Below are 22,353 nucleotides of genomic sequence, written 5' to 3'. Positions count from 1 at the left end.
CCGCCTTCGAGCACGCGCGCCCAGACCATCGCGCCGGTACTGCCCGGCCGCTCGGACGCGCCGATCACGGCGACGGATTTGGGTCGGAACAGGGCGTCGAGATTGCGAACGGTCACGGGCGCTCCATGCGGTTGGAGTGGAAAAGAGCCGGCTTCGCGACGAGGCGGGCGCTTCCGTCAGCATAGGCGAAGTCGGACGCGCATTCCGGATTGCCGGTGATGGAGCGGTATGTGCAGGCGCTGGGGGCGTGGCTGCGGGATGAGGTGCCGAAAATGCGGCGATGCGTGTGGTTGACGCACTGCGCCGCAGTATCGCGGTGTCGCGATGTTCCGCGCCGCAAAGAAAAAACCGCGTCGATATGAACCGACGCGGTTTTTTCTCCATGCAGCGCTGAAAAGCTCGGAGGCGAAGCGGCGAAAAGCGGACTTATCGCTCGCCTCACGCCCTTACATCGTCTTCCTGAACGGTGCCCCCGAGTGCTCGCGCAACTCGTTGAACACGATCTTCGGCCACGCCTTCTGCGCGACTTCGATCTCCGACACGTGCGAGGCCAGATAGGTCGGCGCGTCGGACGCATCGAGCGCGATCCGCGCCGAGTACGAATCGGTGAAGCGGCGCAGCTCGGCCGCGTCGTCGCAGGTCACCCAGCGCGACAGGCGGTAACGCGCCGGCGCCATGCGCACGTCGACCTTGTACTCCGTCGACAGCCGGTGCGACACCACCTCGAACTGCAGCTGGCCGACCGCGCCGAGAATCATCAGGCCGCCCGCTTCGGGACGGAACACCTGAATCGCGCCTTCCTCGCCAAGCTGCTTCAGCGCTTCGCCGAGTTGCTTCGCGCGCATCGGATCGACCACTTCGACAGTCTGGAAAATTTCCGGCGCGAAGAACGGCAAACCGACGAATTGCAGTTGCTCGCCTTCGGTCAGCGTATCGCCGAGACTCAGCGTGCCGTGATTCGGAATCCCGATGATGTCGCCCGGATACGCCTCGCTCACGGTCTCGCGGCGCTGCGACAGGAACGTCACGACGTTGTTCGCGCGGAACGTCTTGTTCGACCGCGTCACCTTCACCGCCATGCCGCGCTCGAAACGCCCCGAACACACGCGGATGAACGCGACGCGGTCGCGGTGCGCGAGGTCCATGTTCGCCTGCACCTTGAACACGACGCCGGTGAACTTCGGCTCTTCGGGCAGCACGGGGCGCTGCACCGTCATGCGCATCGACGGCGGCGGCGCGAGATCGACGAGCGCGTCGAGAATTTCCTTCACGCCGAAGTTGTTGATCGCCGAGCCGAACAGCACCGGCGATTGCTGGCCCGCGAGGAACTGCTCGCGATCGAACGCGGGCGTCGCGCCGCTGATCAGATCGATCTCTTCCTTCGCGCGCACCCATGCGTGGCCGAAACGGCGCTCGCCTTCCTCGTCGGAGAGCGCCTGCAGCGTTTCGACTTCGCCGCCGGCCGTGTCCTGGCCCGCGCGGAACACGCGCACCTGGTCGCGCTGGACGTCATAGACGCCCTGAAAATCCTTGCCCATGCCGATCGGCCACGTGAACGGCACCGCCGACACGCCAAGGTGCTGCTCGATTTCGTCGAGCAGTTCGAGCGGCTCGCGCACTTCGCGGTCGAGCTTGTTGATGAAGGTAACGATCGGCGTCTTGCGGCTGCGGCAGACTTCGAGCAACTTCAGCGTCTGCGCTTCGACGCCGTTCGCGCCGTCGATCACCATCACGGCGGCGTCGACCGCGGTCAGCACGCGGTAGGTGTCTTCGGAGAAGTCCTCGTGGCCCGGCGTGTCGAGCAGGTTGATGACGCAATCGCCGTACTCGAACTGCATCACCGAACTCGCGACCGAAATGCCGCGCTGCTTTTCGATCTCCATCCAGTCGGACGTCGCGTAGCGGTTGCTCTTGCGGCCCTTCACGGTGCCGGCAATCTGGATCGCGCCCGAGAACAGCAGCAGCTTTTCGGTCAGCGTGGTTTTACCCGCGTCCGGGTGGGAAATGACCGCGAACGTGCGGCGGCGTTTGAGTTCGGAGACTGACATCGGATCGGGCGGTCACGGAAAGGGGTTCGGGCGATTGCCGCGGCCTCGGGCAGCCGGTATGCCGCGCGTGGCGCGGCGGCGTCGAGTTGCGGGAGTCGGACGAGAGCCGGGATCGACCGGCTCGTGCCGCGTCGAAAACGACGGGCGAACGGGTCATGGCTCAGCGTTCGACAATGCGGGAATCGCCGCGCAAGGTGCGAATGATACACGTCCGGCGCGGCGGCCGGGGGAAAGGGGGTCGGTGGAAACGGCGCGATGGGCGGGGCATGGGCCGCCCGATGCTCGGGCATGGACGCCGGCGTGCGCATTCGCGCGGGAAAGGTGAGCGTTTTCGGGACTCTCGCCAATGGCAATCGAAACGCGACGAAAGGTGAGGATCGCGAAGATCATCCCTGCACCTGCTACGGCGCACGGAACGTAAAAGCAAACCGTGGAGAAACGGCGGCAACGCTCTGCATCGCTATCGATACGCCGCGCCGAACCGCTCGAAAACGCCTGGAAACGCCTGCCAGCAAAGGCGGGTACGGGTTTTCGGCAAGCGCTGTATGCCACCGGAACGCGGCGGCGGCGTATGCGCCCGGCGGTGCGTCGCGCAATAAAACCAGGCTCACCGAAGCGAGCACGCGAGTCTCGAACTCATCGACAAAGCTCGCGACTCGCATTCGAACCCGACTCAAAGGTGAGCGTTTTCAGGACCTGGACAACGGCGCGGATGAAAGCGGATCACATCGGGAAAAGAAGGCGGCAGCGAATCACGGCGAGCATCGCGCGACGATGGCAATACGCTACACGCCAACGGGCATCGACGCCTTCGATAAGCGTCGGTGAGCATGGGCCAACGGCGCCGGAACGCCTCAAACGTCGATCAGAAAACGCTCGCGATTCTTGCCGGCCAGCCAGGCGGGCGAACGGCCGCGACCGCTCCACGTTTCGCCGGTTTTCGGGTTGCGGTACTTGGCAACCCCTGCCGAAGCAGCCTTGCGCTTCGGCTTCGCCGGGCTCGTGAAACCGAGTTCCTCGGCGGTGAGATCGTATTCGGCCACCTTCTGCCTGATCTCGGCAATGGCCTGCGCGATTTCGCGTTCGCGAGCCACAGCGACTTCCTTATGGAGTTTTTCGAGTTGTGCGGTCAACTGTTTGTAAGAGGCCATGCCGGTGCTCCCCACTCATTGGACGAACTGCTGTGCTGTGCGGACACTATCAGAGGAATCAAGCACAGCATAGTGAATCGCGCGACCGTGTGAATGCGGCGTATACCTGGATGGCTTGAATGACCGCGCGAGCCGTGCCGCCGTGCGATGAGTGCGATGAGTGCGATGGGCACGAGGCACACTCAAGGCGCTCAATCGTCGACGATCGGGAGGGCGCACCGGCCAGCGCTTTTGCGGCTTCGACCAGTCAGCCGCGCGAGCGCGATAGGCGCATGCCGGGTCGAAAAAATTGCCCGGCCGAAGAATGCATGGACTTCCTTGATTGCCGGAATCAGGTTCCCGGCAATTAAACTTTCCGCCGTTTTTCGAGTGCATTAAGCGCCGCATTCAGGCGTTTGACGCGAGTGGCCTGCGACGGCACCAGAGCCGCGCAGGAAACCAGTTCGATCCGGTTGCGCCAATAGGACAACGGAATACGGTCTTCTGCGGAAATATGGGAAATTATCTGCTCCAGATGCTCAATGTCTTTTTCGAGTTGCTGATGATTCATTGCTTTTCCCCGTTTTCTATTGATTAATATCGAAGCAAAATCGAAACATGAGTGCGATAGCCAGCGCACGCTGACATGGCCCGACCGTGAGCGGAAAATACTTCCTGAGCGCCTGCTAGCATCAGAAAAACCCGGCAAAATCTGCCCGCCGGGGGTTAAATCGCTAACGGTTTAAAAAGAATACTGCTGTCGAACTTCGCGTTCCGTTACCTTCCGCACCGACGACGTTCGACGGTGAACCCGCTAACGCTTAATCCATGTTCTCGCGGAAAATAATTGTGGGGGTGCACGGCGCGCCTCCGGTAAAGCGCCGCTCGTAAAAGCCATGTTGTATGTCAACCCGATATCGGACGTGTATTACACGCACCGATTTGTGACGGCCATGCGCTCGTCGAAATAATACGAGCATGCTAAATAAAGAGATTGAGGCGGTGGAAAAACGATTAACTGGCGCAGCGTCAATGTATAGCGCCTGAAAAGCCCGCATGTTTTACTGGATCGCAATCCGCAGAAAGCGCCGGTGCCGTAGCGACTGTACGGGCGGCGCCGGCGTTGCACCGGCGCGGCGTTGGCGTGACTGGCGTGCCGGTTACTTCGCGCGGCAGGCGTAGATCAGGCTGAGCGTGCCGCCCTCGCTCGACTGACGCACGACGTCGTATGCGCCGCTGCAGCTGGCGCTCGCCTGCTGGGAACACGAGTCGGAGCCGACCGGACATTGCACGAGCGTGGTCGCGCGGCCATCCGAGAGAAACAACGGCGCACTGCTGCTGCAACCGCCGAGCGCGACGACCGCACCGGCAGCCAGCATGATGCCCGAACGGCGCGCGAAGAGAGAAAGACAGCGTTTCATTGGATGCCCCGATCACGTCTTGTTGTTCGATCACGCGATTGTGCCACGCGGCACTCGCACTGCGTCACTTGCGGCGGCATGCGCTCGAACGCGCCGCTCAGACCTCGATGCCGTGCGCCGCGATCTTCTTGTACAGCGTCGCGCGGCCCATGCCGATCTGCTTCGCGGTGTCGATCACACGGCCGCCGTTCGCGCGCAACGCATCGCTGAGGAAACGCTTCTCGTAGGCGGCCATGGCGTCGCTCCATAAGGCCGGTGCGGCGGCGATATCCGCGAGGTCCGCGGCACCGGAGGCATGGGCCGGCCCGGCTGCCTTCGGCAAGACGGCGGCAAACGCGCCGCCCTGCCCCGCGCCGAGGAACGGCGCGAGCGTGCGCGCGTCGATCCGCTCGCTGTCGGACAGCATCACCGCGCGCTCGAGCGTGTTGCGCAACTCGCGCACGTTGCCGGGCCAGTCGTATGCACAGAGCAGGCGCAAGGCGTCGTCCTGCAATTCGAAGTGAGCGCCGCCGCGCGTCTGCGCCGCGAGGTCTTCGAGCATCGCATACGCAAGCGCTTCGATATCGGACGGACGCTCGCGCAGCGCGGGCGCGTGGATCGTCAGCACGTTGAGCCGGTAGAACAGGTCCGCGCGAAAACGCCCGGCCGCGACTAGCGCGGGCAAGTCCACCGAGGTCGCCGCGATGATCCGCACGTCCGCGTGCGCGATCCGGTTCGAGCCGGGCGGCTCGAATTCCTTGTCCTGCAACACACGCAGCAGCGCGCCCTGCAACGGCAGCGGCAGATCGCCGATTTCGCCGAGAAACAGCGTGCCGCCGTTGGCAAGCTCGAACTTGCCGACGCGCCCCTTGCGGTCCGTGCCCGCATACGCGCCGGGCGCGGCGCCGAACAGTTCGGCTTCGAGCAGCGTCTCCGGAAGCGCCGCGACGTTGACGCTCACGAGCGGCCGATGCGCGCGCGCCGAGCCGCCGTGGATCGCATGCGCGAGCAGTGCCTTGCCGGTGCCGGTTTCGCCGGACAGCAGCACCGGCGCTTCGAGTTGCGCCGCGCGCCGCGCCTGGCGCTTCACTTCGAGCGACGCCGCGCTCGTGCCGACGAAGCTGCCGAACGTATGGCGCGCGCGACGCGCCTGCGCGAGCGACTGGCGCGTCGCGATCAGTTCCTGCTGCAGCCGCGAATACTGCGAAAAGAGCGGCGTGAGCGCCTTCAGTTCGTCGAACAGGGCGAAGCCGACCGCGCCGATCGTCGCGCCGGCGTCGTCCTTGAGCGGCAGACGCGTGACGACGAGCGGTTCGCGATCCGTCTCCATGATGTCGAGCAGGATCGGCTTGCCGGTGTTCACGACCTCGCGCATCAGGCTGTTCGGGATCACCGCTTCGCAATCGCGGCCGATCGCCTGCTGCGGGTCCGGGAAGCCGAAGCGCGCCGCGTAGCGCTTGTTGATCCAGACGACGCGCGCTTGCGCGTCGACGATGAAGGTGCCTTCGCTGAAATTCTCGAACGTGCGAAAGAGCGAATCCATCGCCCGGCGCAATACGTCGCCGTAGGTGGCGGGCAAGCCCGCCCAGTCGGTCATCATGCTGTCGCTGTCTCCACGTATCGTAGTGCTTGTCTTCGTCTCTTTTCGTGGACACGATTATCTCCATTTAGAGACACGCGGCAAAGCCTGTTTTATTGAGGTTTATCCCAGGTTTTGACTATCTTCAGCACAATGACGTCCCGAATCGGAGACGTTTCTGTACAATCGGCCGCGTTGCCTCGCGATGCCGTCACAAGCGTCCGGCTCACGCCATCGGGCACGGCACGAGCCGCGCTTTCGCCGCCGCCCCGCCGTGTCGTCAGCGCGGCCTACATGCAGAACAACCAAGCTTTGGAGACTCAATGTCCTTTGTCATCGTCCTCGCCGCGCTGGCGTTCCTGATGTTCGCCGCGTATCGCGGCTACAGCGTCATCCTGTTTGCGCCGATCGCCGCGCTCGCCGCCGTTCTCGCCACCGAACCCGCCGCCGTCGCGCCCGTCTTCACGAGCATCTTCATGGACAAGATGGTCGGCTTCGTGAAGCTCTACTTCCCGGTGTTCCTGCTCGGCGCCGTGTTCGGCAAGGTCATCGAACTGTCGGGTTTCTCGGAAGCGATCGTCGCAGCCGCGATCCGCTATATCGGCCGCTCGCGCGCGAATGCGGTGATCGTCGCGGTGTGCGCACTGCTCACCTACGGCGGCGTATCGCTGTTCGTGGTCGTGTTCGCGGTCTACCCGTTCGCGGCCGAACTGTATCGCCAGAGCAATATTCCGAAGCGCCTGATGCCCGGCGCGATCGCGCTCGGTGCGTTCTCGTTCACGATGGACTCGCTGCCCGGCACGCCGCAGATCCAGAACATCATCCCGACGACGTTCTTCAAGACGACCTCGTGGGCCGCGCCGACGCTCGGCGTGATCGGCTCGCTGTTCATCATCGCGGTCGGCCTGACGTATCTCGAATGGCGCCGCCGCGCCGCGATGGCGACCGGCGAAGGCTACGGCACGGAGCTCGTCAACGAACCGGAGCGCGTCGAGTCGAAGCAGCTGCCGCATCCGCTGCTCGCGGTTGCGCCGCTCGTCGTGGTCGGCGTCGCGAACTTCCTGCTGACGCGCTGGATTCCGACCTGGTACGGCCCGACCTACACGATCACGCCGGACATCCTGCCCGGCCTGCATGCGCCGGTCGAAACGACGGTCAAGGCCGTGGTCGCGATCTGGGCCGTGCAGGGCGCGCTGCTGCTCGGCATCGTGATGGTCGTCGTGACCGCGTTCGGCCGCGTGAGCCAGCGCTTCGCGGTCGGCACCAAGGCGGCGGTCGCGGGCGCGCTGCTCGCGTCGCTCAATACCGCGTCGGAATACGGCTTCGGCGGCGTGATCGCGGCGCTACCGGGCTTCCTCGTGGTCGGCGATGCGCTGAAGAGCATCCCCAATCCGCTCGTCAATGCGGCCGTGTCGGTCAGCACGCTCGCGGGCATCACGGGCTCGGCGTCGGGCGGCATGAGCATCGCGCTCGCGGCGATGTCGGACGTGTTCATCAAGGGCGCCGAAGCCGCGCATATTCCGCTCGAAGTGCTGCATCGCGTGGTCGCGATGGCGAGCGGCGGCATGGACACGCTGCCGCACAACGGCGCGGTCATCACGCTGCTCGCGGTGACGGGGCTCACGCATCGCCAGTCGTATCGCGACATCTTCGCGGTCACGGTCATCAAGACGTTGGCCGTGTTCTTCGTCATCACCGTGTATTACGCAACGGGCCTGGTTTAACCCCGACCTAACTGCAGTTCAACCGCATCGGTTCGCACGGGGCGCGGGCGTTTTTACCGGCCCCGCCGCATTGATCTGATAGATCGGCATTACTCCCACCTCGACAAGCCGCCACTGAAGCAAGAGGATGGGAATGTCAGCGCCCAATCGTTGCAAGGGCAGCCTGACCCGAGTAACAACGGCGTTTAACGGCCTGTCCGCTTATCCGGACGGGCCATTTTTTCATGGTCTTGCTGATCGTGGCGCAGGTGGACGAAATACGAGGCGTTGCGAGCCGCAGGACGAACAGCCAACGGTGAGTCAATACGGGAGCCGCCGCTACGCTGTCCTGACGATCCGTAAGCTCTCCTGCGCGCTGCACCCGTACCGCAATGCATTGCCTCATCTACCTTGCCCGCACGTCACCCGCATGACAACCGCGCACACATCGCGCGCCGCCGAGGAGCATGAAAAATGCAGTCGTCATAGCGGGGAGTCGCGTTAAACTGATTGAAACGCACCGGGGTCACCATACAGGCGGCGCCACACTCAAGCACAACCCGGGCGTGACAGAGAAGGACATGCACGGCGGGCAGGCGCGGCAGACGGTACGCGCGCCTGCCCGTACAATGATTCGATCAACAACGGAAGAAGGACAACTTCGATGCGCATCACCGGGTCCTCCGGGTCAATGGCCCTGCTCACCGAATACGACGACGCAACGGCGCGCGAACTCCGCTCGCTGCGCCTCGAATCGACCGAAGACGGCAAAGGCATCCTGCTGATCGAAGTCGATGAGCGCAAACCGGGCATACATCGCGAAGTGCGCTACGAAATCACGCCCGCCGAACTGATTGCCGCGATCCGCGCGCACGGCGCCGAGTTGCCGGGCGAGCAACACAATCATCGTCAGTAAAACCGGCATGCGGCACACGAGCGCCGCATGCGTTGCCCGCATCGCGCGCCCGCGGCCGATGCGGGTAGGCGGCATTGTTCGCGCCTGCCCTGTCCGCGAGCGCCAAACCGCGCATCGTTGTTCCGCCGCGGCGGCTAATAGAAGACGCTTTTCCGCATGCCTGCGCGCGCGCGTTTTTACGATCGTTTCCGCACGCGAGCGCCAAGCCCCCGGCGCGCCATGACCGCGTTTCGACCTGTGCATGACGGGCACGCGTCCGGGTCGTTTGCACGCCTCGAAAATGCGTCCATAATCCTTGCATTCCCCTTTGCTCTCCTCACCGTGACGCGCCCGCAAGGGCCACGGACGTAAACCGATGCTACATGACCTCGTCGAGCAATACGGCCCCGCGCTCGTATTCGTCAACGTGCTGGCCGCCGCACTCGGGCTGCCGGTGCCGGCCATGCCGTCACTCGTGCTGTTCGGCGCGATGGCGGCGATGCACCCCGGCTCCGTCGGCACGCAACTGATGCCCGTTCTCGTGCTGTCGATCTTCGCCACCCTGATCGGCGACAGCGCGTGGTATCTCGCCGGCCGCATCTACGGCGGCAATACGCTGAAAACGATCTGCCGGCTGTCGCTTTCGCGGGACACCTGCGTGAAGAAAACCGAGCGCTTCTTCGGCCGCTGGGGCGTGCGCGTGCTGGCCATCGCGAAGTTCGTCCCGGGCCTGTCGATCGTGTCGATTCCGATGGCGGGCGCCATGGGCACGCGCTACCGCACCTTCCTCAGCTACGACGGCATCGGCGCGGCGCTGTGGTCGGGCACCGGGCTCATCATCGGTGCGCTGTTCTCGCGGCAGATCGACATGCTGTTCGCGGTCGCCGGCCGGCTCGGCCGCACCGCGGCGCTCATCGTCGTGGCGCTGCTGCTGTTGTACGCGGCATACCGGTGGATCCGGCGCCGCCAGTTGCTCGCGACGCTCGAGTCGGGACGCATCGAGGTCAACGAACTCGGCAAGCTGTTCGCGGCCGGCAACGCGCCGGTCGTGTTCGACATCCGTTCGGACGAGAAACGCAAGCTCGATCCGTTCGTGATTCCCGGCGCGCAATTCGCCGACGAGCGGCATCTCGAGAACATCGTCGCCAATTATCCGCACGACCAGAAGCTGGTGATCTACTGTTCCTGCCCGAACGAGATTTCCGCGGCGTGGATGGCGAAGCAACTGAGCGCGGCCGGTTTCTCCGACGTGCTGCCGCTGCGCGGCGGCATGGAAGCGTGGCGCGACTCGGGCGAGCCGGTGGATGCGTTGCCCGACGCGCCGAAGGCGGAAGTCGCGGTCGAGGACATCGCGCCCAAAGCCGTCTAGCACGGCGCGCGCGGCTCTCGCGCGTGCCCGCGCGCCGCTTCGCCTTCCGTTCAATCGTTCAATGAACACCGAAGGAGCGGTTCAATGCTTTCGACTCAGGACGTTTCGACTCAAGAGATGGACGGACAGCAGGGAGTCGTCGCCGACGCGCCGTTTTCGTCGCTGTCGATGCGCATGCACCAGATGTTCCCCGCGCTCACCTGCGCGGAAATCGACCGGCTGCGCCGCTTCGACGAGACCGGTCACTGGCAGGCCGGCGAACTGCTGTTCGAGACCGGTCAGCCCGGCCCCGGCATGTTCGTGCTGCTCGAAGGGAGCGTGAAGCTGTATCAGCGCGACGGCATCGGCCGCGAGGTCGTGATCGGCGAGCATGGCGTGGGACATTTTCTGGCCGAAGTCGGACAACTGTCGGGCAAGCCGGCGCTCGTCAACGGCATGGCGCTCGGTTCGGTGCAGGCGCTGCTGATCCCGCCCGAGCGTCTGCGCGCGCTGCTCGTCGCCGAGGCGGAACTCGGCGAGCGCATCATGCGGGCGCTGATCCTGCGGCGAGTCTCGCTGATCGAAAAAGGCGCGGGCGGGCCGATCCTGATCGGCAACAGCAACGACGCGCGGCTCGTGATGCTGCAAGGCTTCCTGTCGCGCAACGGCCATCCACATTCGGTAATCGACGAGCGCGACGAAGACGCGTTGCGTCTGATCGGGCAATTCGCCGCGCAGCGCGAGGACCTGCCGCTCGTGATCTGCCCGGACGGCTCGGTGCTGCGTCATCCGAGCATGCCGGAACTCGCGACCTGCCTCGGTCTCCTGCCCGATCTCGACGACTCGCACGTGTACGACGTGGCAATCGTCGGCGCCGGGCCGGCGGGCCTCGCCGCCGCGGTGTACGCGGCTTCCGAAGGGCTTTCGGTGATCGTGCTCGACAGCCGCGCGCCGGGCGGCCAGGCGGGCGCCAGCTCGCGGATCGAAAACTACCTCGGATTTCCGACCGGCATCTCGGGCCAGGCGCTCGCGGGCCGCGCCTTCGTGCAGGCGCAGAAGTTCGGCGCGCACGTGGCGATTCCGGTCAACGTGAAGGCACTCCAGTGCGGCCAGTCGCCGTACCGGCTCGAATTGAAATGCGGCGGCCACATCAGCGCGCGGGCGATCGTGATCGCAAGCGGCGCGGTATACCGGCGGCCCGCGCTCGAAGGGCTCGAACGCTTCGACGGACGCGGCGTTTATTACTGGGCATCGCCGGTCGAGGCAAAGCTCTGCAAGCGCCAGGAAGTCGTGCTCGTGGGCGGCGGCAACTCGGCCGGCCAGGCGATCGTCTATCTGGCGACGCACGCGGCCAAGGTTCACGTGCTGATTCGCCGCAGCGGTTTCGAGGCGACGATGTCGCGCTACCTGATCGACCGTATCCGCTCACTGCCGAACGTGTTCGTGCATCCGAATTCGGAAATCGGCCGGCTCGACGGCGATGAGGACGGACTCGTCTCGGTCGCGCTGAAAAGGCCACTACCCGATGGCGTGAGCCGCCTCGACACGCGGCATCTGTTCCTCTTCACGGGCGCGGACCCGAACACCGAATGGCTGCGCACCTGCGGCGTGCAGCTCGACGAAAAGGGCTTCGTGCTGACCGGCGTCGGCACGGATGGCTCGGCTGCGGCCTGCGATCTCGCCACCACGGTCAAGGGCGTGTACGCGATCGGCGACGCGCGCGCGGGGTCGACGAAACGGGTGGCGGCGGCGGTGGGGGAAGGCGCGGCGGCGGTCGCGCAGATTCATCAGTTGCTGGCGGCGGTCGGCGAGGAAGCGGTGGCGCTGGGCGCGTGAGATTTATCGCCCGCGATTCGCGCGCTGGGGTCTGGAGTCAACGCCGCGCCGCACGCGGGGCCATGCGGCACGGGTCGCGAACCGGTGGACGATCCTCAGGAAACCTTAAGCTTCCTTGCGCCGCGATTTTCACCGCCCAAGTCTCACCGCCGGATTCGACCGCCTCGTTACCGCCAACGCCGCGATACAGCGCCAGCGGCACGATTAACGGATCGTTCCGCAGCGGTTATTTCGTGCCGACCGTTTGCAGCGCTGCCCATGCGCCGTTGTTCACCTTGTAGACGGTCACGCCGCCGTACTTCAGATCGCCGTGATCGTCATAGGCGAGTTCGTTGGTCGTCACGCCCTTCATCTGCGTTGCTTTCAGCACCGGCAGATACTTGTGCGGATCGACCGAGTCGGCCTTCTTCATCGCGTTGAGCACGGCCATCGTGCCGTCGTACGCGTACGGCGAATACAGCTGGACCTCGGTGCCGAAGCGTTTCTTGTAGCGGTCGACGTACGACTTGCCGCCCGGCATCTGGTCCAGCGGACTGCCGCCCGACGACGCCAGCACGCCTTCAGCCGCAGGACCGGCAATCTTGAGCAGTTCATCGGAGTGAATCATGTCTGGGCCGATCAGCGTGCTCCTGATCGCCAGCGAACGCATCTGCTTGAGGAGCGGCGCGGCTTGCGTGTCCGCGCCGCCGTAGAAAATCGCGTCCGCGTCCGCCTGCTTGATGTGGGTCAGGATGGCGCGAAAATCGACGGCTTTGTCGTTGGTAAACTCCTGCGCGACGATGGTGCCACCCGCCGCCTTGACCGCCTTGGCGAATTCTTCCGCCACGCCCTGGCCGTACGCGGTGCGGTCGTCGACGATCGCGAAGCGCTTGAACTTCAGGTCTTCCACCGCGTATTTGCCGAGCACGCCGCCTTGCTGCGCATCGGACGTGACGAGGCGGAAGGTGGTCGGCAGCCCTTGCGCGGTGTAGGCCGGCGCGGTGGCGGTCGCGAGTTCCGGAATGCCGGCCTTCGCGTAGATCGGCGCCGCCGGAATGCTGGTGCCGGAATTGAAGTGGCCGATCACAGCGGCAACGCCATCGTCCACGAGCTTTTGCGCGACGGTCGTGCCGGTGCGCGGGTCGGCCTGGTCGTCGGCCGCATCGAGCACGAAGTGCACCGGCTTGCCGCCGATCACCGGCTTGGTGGCATTGAAGTCTTCGAGCGCCAGCGTCACGCCGCTGCGGAAATCTTCGCCGTAGTGCGCCTGCCCGCCGGTCAACGGCGCGGCGAAACCGATCTTCACGTCCTGTGCCTGCTGCGCAAACGCGCTCGCTCCGCTCAAACAGAGCACGCTGGCGGCCACGCCAGATGCGATGTGTTTCATGCGCATGCTCATCTGATGCTCCTCTTCGTCTTCGTTATATCTTCGTTATGAAATGGCACGAGAAGGCTCACCGCGCACAACCGGCGCGGCGCCCGTCAAGCCGTTGGGTACTGCTTTTTGCTCATCTGAAATCGGCGCACACGCGGACCGGGCCCGCGCTCCGACGAGCCGGGTCATACGCTAAGATGGGTTGCTTGTCTCCGGGTGCGTCGGGCATGGTTTTCCAGGCTTTGGTGCGACGACATATTGGATTCACATCTTGGTGATATTTATCCATAGATGCGCTGATTGGATACAATCATAGCAACCCACAATTTTGACGACAACTTTTTTCGTCGGTCGGCGCACGACCGGCTTTTACCCATGACGACAGTGCAGGCCAAGGCAGAGCAACGATCGCTGCCGCAGTCCATCCGGGATCAACTGCGCGATGAAATCCTGCGGGGACAGTTGCCGCCCGGTACGCAACTGCGCCAGGAAAATCTGGCGGAGCGCTTCGGCGCGAGCCGGATTCCGGTGCGGGAAGCGTTGCGGCAACTCGAAGCGGAAGGGTTGGTCAGTTATCAGCTGAATCGCGGCGCGGTGGTGATCGCGATGTCGACGAGCGAGATTTGCGAGCTGCTCGACATCCGCGCCGCGCTCGAAAGTTATGCGGCGAAGCTCGCGGTGCCCAACATGGTGTCCGCCGACATCGAGCTGATGAAGCGCATCCTCGCCTCATACGACATCGCCACGACCCCGGCCGAATGGGCGGAGTGCAACCGGCAATTCCATCTGGCACTGTGCGCGCCGTCGAATAACGAGCGGCTCAAGAAGATGATCGAGGAGTATTGCCTGAGCACGACGAATCGCTATCCGCATCTGCGGATGTCGCTGGATACGCAAAAGGACGACGTGCAGCACGACCATTACCGCATTCTCGACGCGTGCAAGCGGCGCGCCGTCGACGAGGTCGTGACGCTGCTCGAGCAGCACATTCTCGAAACCAAGCGCGAAGTCTTGGCGGCCGCCCGCCTCGGGTAACGGGTCAGGCTACCCGGCGGTCAGGCCGCTGAGCAGACATGAAAAAAAGCGCACGGTGAATGACACCGTGCGCTTTTTTATCGTGGACAGCGCTCGTGAGGCGCCAAGGCAGATGGACGCTTCAACGATCCGCTTCAAAGGCCCGCTTCAAGGCCTCATCAACGGCCCATCCGGCAATCCGCCTTAGTGCTCGAGCTTCGCGCGCAACTCGCGCGCGGCTTCCAGCAGTCCTTCGTAACCCGAGCGAGCATGCTCCGGCAGATCGGGATCGCCGACCAGCGCGCCGAGCGTTTCGATCAGGCTATACACAATGCCCTTCGCCGCACCCGACGCGATGTTGCCCGACGATACCTGTTGATCGACATGGCTGAGCGCCGCGTCGAGCTGCTCCATCCCGGGACGATCGTCGGAAGGCGGCTTGGGAGAAACGTCTTGCGTCATGATGAAACATCGCTCCTGTTGATGCATCGGTGAACGAACCTGTCACGTTGTTATATACCGATCGTGCGCCGCCGTCCATTCGTGTCCCCGGCATTCGTCGGTTATCGGAGCCGGTAAAACCGGCTCCCGGAAACACTCACCTGGTGTCGATGCAGAGGCTTTTTCCGCTCCCGAACATCCTCACCTTAAGCGGTGGCAGTGAAGCCCCCCGCTCACGACCCCGTCACCGTACGCCGCACGAAAATGCGCCGCGTCAGATCGAATGCGACGAGGTTGCCGGCCACCACGAGCAGCAGTCCAACCACGGCGAGCGCGGACCAGCGATAGCCCTCGAAAATCGTCGACGCCGCCAGCGCGACAATCGGAAACAGCACCGTGCAGTAAGCGGCGCGCTCCGGTCCCATGCGTCCGACCAGCATCAGGTAGGCCGTGAAGCCGATCACCGAGCCGAATACCGCGAGGTAGGCGAGCGCGCCGAGATAGCGCGGCGACAGATCGGGCGCGAACGAGTAGCCGGCGAATACGCTGCCGATCGTCAGGATGCCGGCGCCGATCAGCATCGCCCAGCTATTGGTCGCGAACGGATGCAGGCCCATCGATTGCATGCGGCTCGACAACAGGTTGCCGGCCGAGAAGCACAGCGTGCCGAGCAAGGCGACGCCGAGCCCGAGCCACGCGGTGTGATCGCCGAGGTGCCCGGCCATCTGCTGCACGAACAGACAGACGATGCCGACGAGCCCGAGCAGCGCGCTCGCGATCGCCGTCGGTTGCAGCGGACGGCCCATGAACAGCCGGCCGTTGATCGAGTTCAGCAGCGGCGCGGTGGAAAACACGACCGCGACGAGACCGCTCGGCACGATCTGCTCGGCGTAGTAGAAGCACAGGAAATTGAGGCAGAACAGCGCGAGGCCCTGCGCGACGAGATAGCGCCACGCGGCGCGCGGCGGCCAGATCGGCCGGCGCATGACGCGCAGCAGCGCGAACAGCAGCAGCGCCGCGATCCAGAAGCGCCACGCAATCGACACGGGCGGCGGCACCTCGCCGAGTTGCCATTTGATCGCGATCCAGGTGGTGCCCCAGATCAGCACGGTCGAAACATAGAGCAGCAGATTCATGATGAAGCCCGGGTCGGCAATCCGTGGTCGGCCATGTCGCGCGGCAGGCCACGGTAAGCCGCGATGACGAAAACCCGACTATGCCGCCGCGCCGCCGTCCGGACTTGTCCAGGATTGCGCACATTTTCGCGGCGCTGGGCGGCCTCGCGAGGCTCGCCGTATACTGGCCGCTCAGCCATCCACCCCTCGCCGCCCATCGTCCGCTCGCCGCCGTGAACGCCAGCCCGTCTATCCCCGAGATCTCCGCTGCCGGCACGCCGTTCGGTCTGCAGTCGGTCTGTCATACGCTCGCCAGCGCCAACGCGAATCTGGACCGCTTCGCATGGCTCGGCGACGGACTCGCGATCGCGCTCTGGACACGCAACACGAAAGAGGCCGAAACCGTCTACGAGCGGCCGGGCCATCACACGCTGTCGTGCTATCTCGACGGCGGCTACCGCACCGAGCGCCAGAAAATGCCGGGCCACTACGGCGCGCCGTCGCGGCTGTGCGCGCTGCCCGGCGATCACGAATCGCGCTGGTGGGTGCGCGGCCACATGCATTTCATGCACCTGTACTTCCTGCCCGAGCACTTCACGCGGCGCGCGGTGCAGGAACTCGACCGCGAGCCGCGCGAACTGACGCTCGCCGATCGCACCTATTTCGAGGACCCGCATCTCTCGACGCTGTGCCAGTCGCTCGTCAACGAGGACTGGTCAAGCCCCGACGGCCTGCTGCGCACCAACGAAGCCGCGCATGAGGCGCTGAGCCTGCTGTTGCGCGGACAAGGCGTGCGGCGCACCGGCGTCTCGCCGAAGGGCGGGCTGTCGGTCGCGACGCGCCGGCGGCTGCGCGACTATATCGACAGCCATCTGGCGCAGCCGCTTACGCTCGGCGAGCTATCGGAAGTCGCGGCGCTCTCGGAGTTCCACCTGGCGCGCATGTTCCGCGAGTCGTTCGGTCTGCCGCCCGCCGCGTGGATCGCGCAGCAGCGGCTCGAACACGCGCGCACGCTATTGCGCACGACCGCGCTGCCGCTCGCGCGGATCGCCGAGCAATGCGGTTATGCGAACGCAAGCCACTTCAGCCATCGCTTTCGCGAAAGCGCGGGGGTGACGCCGAGCGTGTATCGGCAGGTGATGGGCGGGTAATTGAAGGATGAGCCCGGGCGGCGGCGGGAATTGAGGTGGGAAACGCGAAGCCCATACCCGATATTGAGGATCGCTGAGCTAAAGCCGATGTGGAAACTTGTCCACGTAAAATGTTGGCAAGGCTGTGGACAACCTTCTCATAGGCCATCCAAGTCATTGACGCAGCGGCATTATCCGCTTGCGGTTCACGCGTAGGCAGCCTGCGCCGCCGCCCGGCAAACCGCACGGCCCGACCGCTTTGCCAGGGACACCATACAACGCCCATCGTCCTCGACATGGAGTTGTCCACATATTTTGGGAACAAGCTTGTGGACAACCTGCGCATAGTCCTGCCAAGTGATTGACGCAGCAGGCGTATCTCTCTCAGGTTCGGCAGCAGGCAACGGGGCGGCGGGCCGGGGCGCATCGTCCGACGCAGCCCGCCGTCCCGTCCGCGCCATCATCCCTGCGCGGTTTCGGTTTCCCGGCGCCGCAGCGACTCCGGCAGGCCATACTGCACGATCAGCGCGCACACGACGCTCAGCACACCGATCACGTACAAGGCCGGCGTCGTGCTGCCGGTCAGATCCTTCACGCGGCCGACCATCACCGGGCTCACGATCCCGCCCAACTGGCCGAGCGTGTTGATCAGCGCGATCCCGCCGGCGGCGCCGGCTCCCGCGAGCAGCTTCGGCGGCAGCGCCCAGAACGCCGGGATCGACGCCACCACGCCCGCGCCCATCACCGCGAGCGCGACGACCAGCAACGCGGTCTGCTTGTCGAAGTAGCCCGCCGCAAAGAAGCCGATTGCCGACATCAGCAGCAGCCCGAACACGAACTTGCGCCGCTCGCCGCTCGCATCGGACAGACGCCCCACCACGACCATGCAGATCGCACCGCACACATACGGCACCGCCGTCAGCAGGCCGACCACGGTCGGGTTCTTCGTGCCCGCCACGTGAATCAGGTGCGGCGCCCAGAAATTCAATCCGTACGAGGCGATCTGGATCAGGAAGTACACGAGCCCGAGCGTCAGAAAGCCCGGCGTTTTGAGCGCGCCCATCAGCGAATGGCCGCTTGCGGGATGACGGCTCTGCTGCGCGATCTGCGCGGAGAGCACGGTCTTTTCCGTGGCCGACAGCCAGCCCGCGTCCTCGATGCGATCCTTCAGCAGCAGCAGCACCAGCACACCGAGCACGATGCACGGCATGCCGCCGAGCAGGAACAGCCAGTGCCAGCCCGGCATGCCGAGCGCGCCGTCCAGATGGCCGATCACGAGCCCCGCGAGCGGCGCGCCGACGAGCCCCGAAAACGCCGAGGCGAGAAACAGCATCGACGTGATGCGGCCGCGATAGGCGGTCGGAAACCACAGCGTCAGGTAGTACAGCACGCCGGGCGCGAAGCCCGCTTCCATCGCGCCGATCACGAAGCGCAATCCGTAGAACTGCCATTCGTTGTTGACGAACACCATCGCGGCGGTCGCGAGACCCCACGAAATCATGATCCGCGCGATCCAGCGCCGCGCGCCGACCTTGTAGAGGAACAGGTTGCTCGGGACTTCGAACAACACATAGCCGATCACGAACAGACTCGCGCCGAGGCCGTATGCGGTGTCGGACAAACCGAGATCGCTCTGCAACTGGAACTTCGCGAAGCTGATGTTGATGCGGTCGAAGAACGCGAACAGGTAGCAGATCATGATGAGCGGCATCAGCCGCCACGCGACTTTACGGATGATGGCCGCGAGATCGTCGCTGCCTGTGCGGCTACTGTCCGCCGCTACGCCCAGGTCACTCATGCTTGTCTCCAATGCCGGATTCGGCGCCGCCGTCCGGTCGCTTGATGGTTGATGGTCGATGATGGTTGCCGTGTGGCCGGTCAGATCTGCCGCACGTATTCGGGCACCGGATGCAGGTCGCAATTGCGGCCCGCCTTGGCGAGTTGCCCCGGCACGTCGTGGCCGAGCAGCGCCGGCAAGCCGCGCGACAGCACCAGCAGCTTCTCCAGATCGATCCCGGTCGGAATCCCCACTTCGTCGCACAGGTTGACGAGGTCTTCCGTGCAGATGTTGCCGGACGCGCCCGGCGCGAACGGACAGCCGCCGAGGCCGCCGAGCGCGGCGTCGAAACGGCGCGCGCCGGCTTCGTAGGCGGCCAGCACGTTGGTGAGGCCCAAGCCGCGCGTGTTGTGAAAATGCAGCGTGAGCGCCGAGGCCGGCACGCGTTCGAGCACGCGCGCGACGAGCCGCGCGACCTGGCGCGGATTCGCCATGCCGGTCGTGTCGGCGAGCGTGATGCCTTCGATGCCCATCTCGCGATACGTATCGACGATGCCGGCCACGCGGTCTTCGTCGATGCGGCCTTCGAACGGACAGCCGAACGCGGTCGCCACCGTCGCGTTGAGCAGCACGCCCGAGCCCTTGACGTGGCGCACGATGTCGCCGAACGCGGCGAGCGACGACTCGCAGCTCATGCGCATGTTCGCGCGGTTGTGGGTCTGACTCGCCGACATGACGAGGTTCAGCTCGTCGGCGCGCGCGGACAGCGCGCGCTCGGCGCCCTTCAGGTTCGGAATCAGCGCGACGTAGATCACGCCGGGCTGTCGCTCGATCTGCTGGAATACGGCCTCGCCGTCGCGCAGCGCCGGAATCGCTTTCGGCGAGACGAACGAGCCTCCCTCGATGCGCGTGAAGCCGCATGTGGAAAGCGCGTTGATCAGCGCGATCTTGTCCGGCGTGTCGACCCAGGTGGGCTCGATCTGCAGACCGTCGCGCGGCGCGACTTCCTGCACGATCAGTTTGTCGAGCGAGGCAGTGTCGGCGGTGGAGTAGATGGCGGCGCTCATTGCACGGCTCCTTCGCGGCGCAGCCGCTCGATGTCGTCGTTTTCAAAGCCGAGGTCGCTCAGCACGCTGCCGGTATGCTCGCCGAGCGCGGGACCTTGCCAGCGCACTTCGCCCGGAGTGTCCGAGAGCTTCGGCACGATGCCCGGCATCTTTACCGACGCGCCGCCCGGCAGTTGCGCCTGCAGCAGCATCTCGCGCGCCTGGTAGTGCGGATCGGCCACGATGTCGGCCACCGAATAGATGCGCCCCGACGGCACTTCGGCACGTTCGAGCGCGGCCAGCACGTCTTCGGTCGTATGCTGCGAGGTCCATGCGGTGATCGCCTGATCGAGCATCGCGGCCTGCTTCGCGCGGCCGTCGTTGTAGGCGAGCGCGGGATCGTCGGCGAGATCGGCGCGGCCGATCAGATGCATGAGGCGCTTGAAGATCGGATCGCTGTTGCCCGCGATCACGACATAGCCGTCGTCTTGCGTGCGATACGTGTTCGACGGCGCGATGCCCGGCAGCGCGCCGCCGCTGCGCTCGCGCACGTGGCCGAGCAGGTCGTATTCGGGCACGAGGCTTTCCATCAGATTGAACACGCTCTCGACGAGCGACACGTCGACCACCTGGCCTTCGCCCTGTCCCGTCTTCACGCGCAGCAGCGACATCAGCGCGCCGATCACGCCGTGCAGCGACGCGAGCGAGTCGCCGAGACTCACGCCGACGCGCGCCGGCGCGCCGTCCACTTCGCCGGTCGTGTAGCGGATGCCGCCCATCGCCTCGCCGATCGCGCCGAAGCCCGGCCGGTCGCGATACGGGCCGGACTGGCCGTAGCCGGAGATGCGCACCATCGTCAGTTTCGGATTGAGCGCGTGCAGCACGTCCCAGCCGAGGCCGAGCTTTTCGAGCGCGCCGGGGCGCAGGTTTTCGATTACGACGTCGGCATCGGCGGCGAGGCGCTTGACGACCTCGATACCATCGGCCGATTTCAGATTCACGCAGACGGATTTCTTGTTGCGCGACTGCAGATACCACCAGAGCGAGGTGCCTTCATGGAGCTTGCGCCATTTGCGAAGGGGATCGCCGGTTTGGGGCGCTTCGATCTTGATGACTTCGGCGCCGAACTCGGCCATGAGGCGCGCGGCAAACGGCGCGGCAATGAGCGTTCCGATCTCGACGACGCGAATACCCTGAAGGGGTCCAGCCATGGTGCAGTCTCCGGAGTTGGTTTGGTGTTGGGAGACAGCTTAGAAGCGGTGCGGCGGTGGGTCCAACCGCAATTCGCCAAGGACCGTTCGCGAACGACGAACGCTCAGCGGCGGCGTTTGGCGGGCGGGGTGGTGACGGTGGCGGCAGGCGTCGCGGATGCGCCCGATGCGCCGGCGGTCGCGGAATCGCCCGCCTCTTCCAACGCTTCGACTGTGCGCAGATGATCGAACAGCAGCCGGCCCACCGGCGAAAGCGCGTCGAGGTCGCGCGCCACGATCACGAGGCTGCGCTCGGCCCAGTCGTCTTCGAGCGGCACGCCGACGAGGCCGAGCGGCCGGCCCATCAGCTGACACACCTTGCGCGGCAGCACGCCGACGCCCATGCCGGCCTGCACCATCCGGCACACCGCGTCGAAACCCGGCACGTGGATGCGCAGCCGCAGCGGCTTGCCGGCCTGGTGCGCGGCGAGGTGCGTGCGCGCGTTGATCGAACTCGCGGAATGCAGACCGACGTGATCGCCGTCGAGCGTTTCGGCGAAGCCGATGCTCGCGCGCGAGGCGAGCGAATGATCGTCGCGCATCACGATCACGAGCGAATCGCGCCGGTAGTGCTCGACGTGCAGCTCGCGCGTGTCGGCGTCGCCGGAACAGATGCCGAGATCGGCGAGGCTGTCGTCGACGGCCTTGACGACGCCGCCGCTCGGCCGCTCCTCGAGATCGAGCTTGACGCGCTCGTGCTGCAACTGGAACGCGCGCAGGTCCTCGGGCAGAAATTCGACGATCGCCGACAGGTTCGCCATCATCCGCACGTAGCCGCGCACGCCGCTCGCATGACCGGCCAGTTCGATGCCGATGTTCTCGATGTCGCGCATCACGCGGCGCGCGTGATGCAGCAGCGTTTCGCCGGCCGGCGTCAACGTCATGCCGCGCGCGTTGCGCTGAAACAGCGTCGCGCCGACCGCCTGTTCGAGTTCGAGCAGACGCTTGCTCGCGGCCGACACGGCAATCGCCTCGCGCTCGGCGGCTCGCGTGAGCGTGCCTTCCTCGAAGACGGCAAGGAACAGCTGAAGCGTGGTGAGATCGAGCTTGCGGAGAAGGTTTTTGATGACCATGGCGCGGCGCGGGGAATGCGATTCGTCCCGCTCGAAGATGACGCCGTACAGTCTATCGAACTTTATCGCACTGCCGCGTTTGCGCCGTCCGCTTCGAAGCGCTCGTGCTCGCGACCACAGGGCAAGACGAGCTCCATGTCGTGCAACTTCGCGCTGACGTACGGCAGGAAGGGGAATCAACGCGGCGCGCGGTGCAGCGTCAAGGCGCGTTTGC

Annotated in this window: 19 protein-coding genes; 7 read left to right on the top strand and 12 right to left on the bottom strand. The window is 65.1% G+C overall.

The features are described from left to right. Positions 1-446: 446 nt before the first annotated feature. Positions 447-2,048 (bottom strand): peptide chain release factor 3, encoded by a 1,602-nt coding sequence (locus tag GXB81_RS09810; protein WP_167038995.1) that lies wholly within the window; start codon positions 2,046-2,048, stop codon positions 447-449. 288 nt (positions 2,049-2,336) lie between these two features. Here GXB81_RS09810 and GXB81_RS09805 point away from each other — a divergent pair, with 288 nt between their 5' ends. Next, entirely contained in the window at positions 2,337-2,876 is a 540-nt protein-coding gene (locus GXB81_RS09805) for a hypothetical protein (RefSeq protein ID WP_205989000.1), read from the top strand. A gap of 26 nt (positions 2,877-2,902) precedes the next feature. On the opposite strand, the gene GXB81_RS09800 is transcribed toward GXB81_RS09805, so the two are convergent. The 4 genes from GXB81_RS09800 to GXB81_RS09785 form a co-directional block, all read right to left on the bottom strand. Beyond that, a complete protein-coding gene (locus GXB81_RS09800) occupies positions 2,903-3,199 on the bottom strand; it encodes an H-NS histone family protein (RefSeq protein ID WP_167038991.1) in 297 nt (98 codons plus the stop codon). Between the two features lie 346 nt (positions 3,200-3,545). Further along, a complete protein-coding gene (locus GXB81_RS09795) occupies positions 3,546-3,749 on the bottom strand; it encodes a hypothetical protein (protein WP_167038989.1) in 204 nt (67 codons plus the stop codon). A 589-nt stretch (positions 3,750-4,338) separates the two neighbouring features. Continuing rightward, complete coding sequence (locus GXB81_RS09790) at positions 4,339-4,599, bottom strand: hypothetical protein (RefSeq protein WP_167038987.1); 261 nt, start codon at positions 4,597-4,599, stop codon at positions 4,339-4,341. Between the two features lie 97 nt (positions 4,600-4,696). Beyond that, a complete protein-coding gene (locus GXB81_RS09785; RefSeq protein WP_167284102.1) occupies positions 4,697-6,178 on the bottom strand; it encodes a sigma 54-interacting transcriptional regulator in 1,482 nt (493 codons plus the stop codon). Between the two features lie 302 nt (positions 6,179-6,480). On the opposite strand from GXB81_RS09785, the gene GXB81_RS09780 reads away from it, so the two are divergent. The 4 genes from GXB81_RS09780 to GXB81_RS09765 all read left to right on the top strand — a co-directional run bounded on the left by GXB81_RS09780 (position 6,481) and on the right by GXB81_RS09765 (position 11,939). Continuing rightward, positions 6,481-7,881 (top strand): GntP family permease, encoded by a 1,401-nt coding sequence (locus GXB81_RS09780; protein ID WP_167284103.1) that lies wholly within the window; start codon positions 6,481-6,483, stop codon positions 7,879-7,881. Between the two features lie 643 nt (positions 7,882-8,524). Further along, positions 8,525-8,776, top strand: coding sequence for a hypothetical protein (locus GXB81_RS09775; RefSeq protein ID WP_008921056.1), 252 nt, complete (start codon positions 8,525-8,527; stop codon positions 8,774-8,776). Positions 8,777-9,131: 355 nt separating this feature from the next. Beyond that, positions 9,132-10,124, top strand: a complete 993-nt coding sequence (locus tag GXB81_RS09770; RefSeq protein ID WP_205988999.1) for a DedA family protein/thiosulfate sulfurtransferase GlpE — start codon at positions 9,132-9,134, stop codon at positions 10,122-10,124. A gap of 84 nt (positions 10,125-10,208) precedes the next feature. Next, positions 10,209-11,939, top strand: coding sequence for a cyclic nucleotide-binding domain-containing thioredoxin-disulfide reductase (locus GXB81_RS09765; RefSeq protein ID WP_205988998.1), 1,731 nt, complete (start codon positions 10,209-10,211; stop codon positions 11,937-11,939). A gap of 226 nt (positions 11,940-12,165) precedes the next feature. Here the strand turns inward: GXB81_RS09765 and GXB81_RS09760 are convergent, their stop codons facing one another. After that, positions 12,166-13,305, bottom strand: coding sequence for a branched-chain amino acid ABC transporter substrate-binding protein (locus GXB81_RS09760; protein ID WP_205988997.1), 1,140 nt, complete (start codon positions 13,303-13,305; stop codon positions 12,166-12,168). Positions 13,306-13,668: 363 nt separating this feature from the next. Here GXB81_RS09760 and GXB81_RS09755 point away from each other — a divergent pair, with 363 nt between their 5' ends. Continuing rightward, a complete protein-coding gene (locus GXB81_RS09755) occupies positions 13,669-14,328 on the top strand; it encodes a GntR family transcriptional regulator (protein WP_167284107.1) in 660 nt (219 codons plus the stop codon). A 183-nt stretch (positions 14,329-14,511) separates the two neighbouring features. On the opposite strand, the gene GXB81_RS09750 is transcribed toward GXB81_RS09755, so the two are convergent. Beyond that, the gene (locus tag GXB81_RS09750) at positions 14,512-14,769 is read right to left on the bottom strand and encodes a hypothetical protein (protein WP_167038975.1); all 258 of its coding nucleotides are present in this window, start codon (positions 14,767-14,769) and stop codon (positions 14,512-14,514) included. A gap of 212 nt (positions 14,770-14,981) precedes the next feature. Continuing rightward, positions 14,982-15,884 carry an EamA family transporter gene (locus tag GXB81_RS09745; RefSeq protein WP_205988996.1) on the bottom strand — a complete coding sequence of 301 codons (903 nt, stop codon included), beginning with the start codon at positions 15,882-15,884 and terminating at the stop codon, positions 14,982-14,984. A 212-nt stretch (positions 15,885-16,096) separates the two neighbouring features. On the opposite strand from GXB81_RS09745, the gene GXB81_RS09740 reads away from it, so the two are divergent. Further along, positions 16,097-17,014 carry an AraC family transcriptional regulator gene (locus tag GXB81_RS09740; protein WP_205989002.1) on the top strand — a complete coding sequence of 306 codons (918 nt, stop codon included), beginning with the start codon at positions 16,097-16,099 and terminating at the stop codon, positions 17,012-17,014. A 439-nt stretch (positions 17,015-17,453) separates the two neighbouring features. On the opposite strand, the gene GXB81_RS09735 is transcribed toward GXB81_RS09740, so the two are convergent. From GXB81_RS09735 to GXB81_RS09720, 4 genes are all read right to left on the bottom strand, one after another. Continuing rightward, positions 17,454-18,791 (bottom strand): MFS transporter, encoded by a 1,338-nt coding sequence (locus GXB81_RS09735; protein ID WP_167284110.1) that lies wholly within the window; start codon positions 18,789-18,791, stop codon positions 17,454-17,456. A gap of 80 nt (positions 18,792-18,871) precedes the next feature. After that, positions 18,872-19,837, bottom strand: a complete 966-nt coding sequence (locus GXB81_RS09730) for a hydroxymethylglutaryl-CoA lyase (RefSeq protein WP_205988995.1) — start codon at positions 19,835-19,837, stop codon at positions 18,872-18,874. Then, positions 19,834-21,027 (bottom strand): CaiB/BaiF CoA-transferase family protein, encoded by a 1,194-nt coding sequence (locus tag GXB81_RS09725; protein ID WP_167038965.1) that lies wholly within the window; start codon positions 21,025-21,027, stop codon positions 19,834-19,836. The genes GXB81_RS09730 and GXB81_RS09725 overlap by 4 nt, the downstream gene beginning before the upstream one ends. A 104-nt stretch (positions 21,028-21,131) precedes the next feature. Beyond that, positions 21,132-22,139: a LysR family transcriptional regulator gene (locus GXB81_RS09720; RefSeq protein ID WP_241016300.1), complete on the bottom strand. Its 1,008-nt coding sequence runs from the start codon at positions 22,137-22,139 to the stop codon at positions 21,132-21,134. Positions 22,140-22,353: the final 214 nt, after the last annotated feature.

Origin of the sequence: Paraburkholderia sp. Ac-20336, assembly GCF_017105025.1 — a bacterium.
Taxonomy (GTDB): domain Bacteria; phylum Pseudomonadota; class Gammaproteobacteria; order Burkholderiales; family Burkholderiaceae; genus Paraburkholderia.
Note: the sequence above shows the minus strand (reverse complement) of the source record. Positions and strands in the feature narration are given on the sequence as shown.

Coding starts and splice junctions, on each gene's coding strand:
- GXB81_RS09795 (WP_167038989.1), bottom strand. CDS start 3,749: ATGAATCATCAGCAACTCGAAAAAGACATTGAGCATCTGGAGCAGATA.
- GXB81_RS09735 (WP_167284110.1), bottom strand. CDS start 18,791: ATGAGTGACCTGGGCGTAGCGGCGGACAGTAGCCGCACAGGCAGCGAC.
- GXB81_RS09750 (WP_167038975.1), bottom strand. CDS start 14,769: ATGACGCAAGACGTTTCTCCCAAGCCGCCTTCCGACGATCGTCCCGGG.
- GXB81_RS09765 (WP_205988998.1), top strand. CDS start 10,209: ATGCTTTCGACTCAGGACGTTTCGACTCAAGAGATGGACGGACAGCAG.
- GXB81_RS09800 (WP_167038991.1), bottom strand. CDS start 3,199: ATGGCCTCTTACAAACAGTTGACCGCACAACTCGAAAAACTCCATAAG.
- GXB81_RS09760 (WP_205988997.1), bottom strand. CDS start 13,305: ATGAAACACATCGCATCTGGCGTGGCCGCCAGCGTGCTCTGTTTGAGC.
- GXB81_RS09725 (WP_167038965.1), bottom strand. CDS start 21,027: ATGGCTGGACCCCTTCAGGGTATTCGCGTCGTCGAGATCGGAACGCTC.
- GXB81_RS09785 (WP_167284102.1), bottom strand. CDS start 6,178: ATGATGACCGACTGGGCGGGCTTGCCCGCCACCTACGGCGACGTATTG.
- GXB81_RS09770 (WP_205988999.1), top strand. CDS start 9,132: ATGCTACATGACCTCGTCGAGCAATACGGCCCCGCGCTCGTATTCGTC.
- GXB81_RS09790 (WP_167038987.1), bottom strand. CDS start 4,599: ATGAAACGCTGTCTTTCTCTCTTCGCGCGCCGTTCGGGCATCATGCTG.
- GXB81_RS09780 (WP_167284103.1), top strand. CDS start 6,481: ATGTCCTTTGTCATCGTCCTCGCCGCGCTGGCGTTCCTGATGTTCGCC.
- GXB81_RS09745 (WP_205988996.1), bottom strand. CDS start 15,884: ATGAATCTGCTGCTCTATGTTTCGACCGTGCTGATCTGGGGCACCACC.
- GXB81_RS09755 (WP_167284107.1), top strand. CDS start 13,669: ATGACGACAGTGCAGGCCAAGGCAGAGCAACGATCGCTGCCGCAGTCC.
- GXB81_RS09775 (WP_008921056.1), top strand. CDS start 8,525: ATGCGCATCACCGGGTCCTCCGGGTCAATGGCCCTGCTCACCGAATAC.
- GXB81_RS09805 (WP_205989000.1), top strand. CDS start 2,337: ATGGACGCCGGCGTGCGCATTCGCGCGGGAAAGGTGAGCGTTTTCGGG.
- GXB81_RS09810 (WP_167038995.1), bottom strand. CDS start 2,048: ATGTCAGTCTCCGAACTCAAACGCCGCCGCACGTTCGCGGTCATTTCC.
- GXB81_RS09730 (WP_205988995.1), bottom strand. CDS start 19,837: ATGAGCGCCGCCATCTACTCCACCGCCGACACTGCCTCGCTCGACAAA.
- GXB81_RS09720 (WP_241016300.1), bottom strand. CDS start 22,139: ATGGTCATCAAAAACCTTCTCCGCAAGCTCGATCTCACCACGCTTCAG.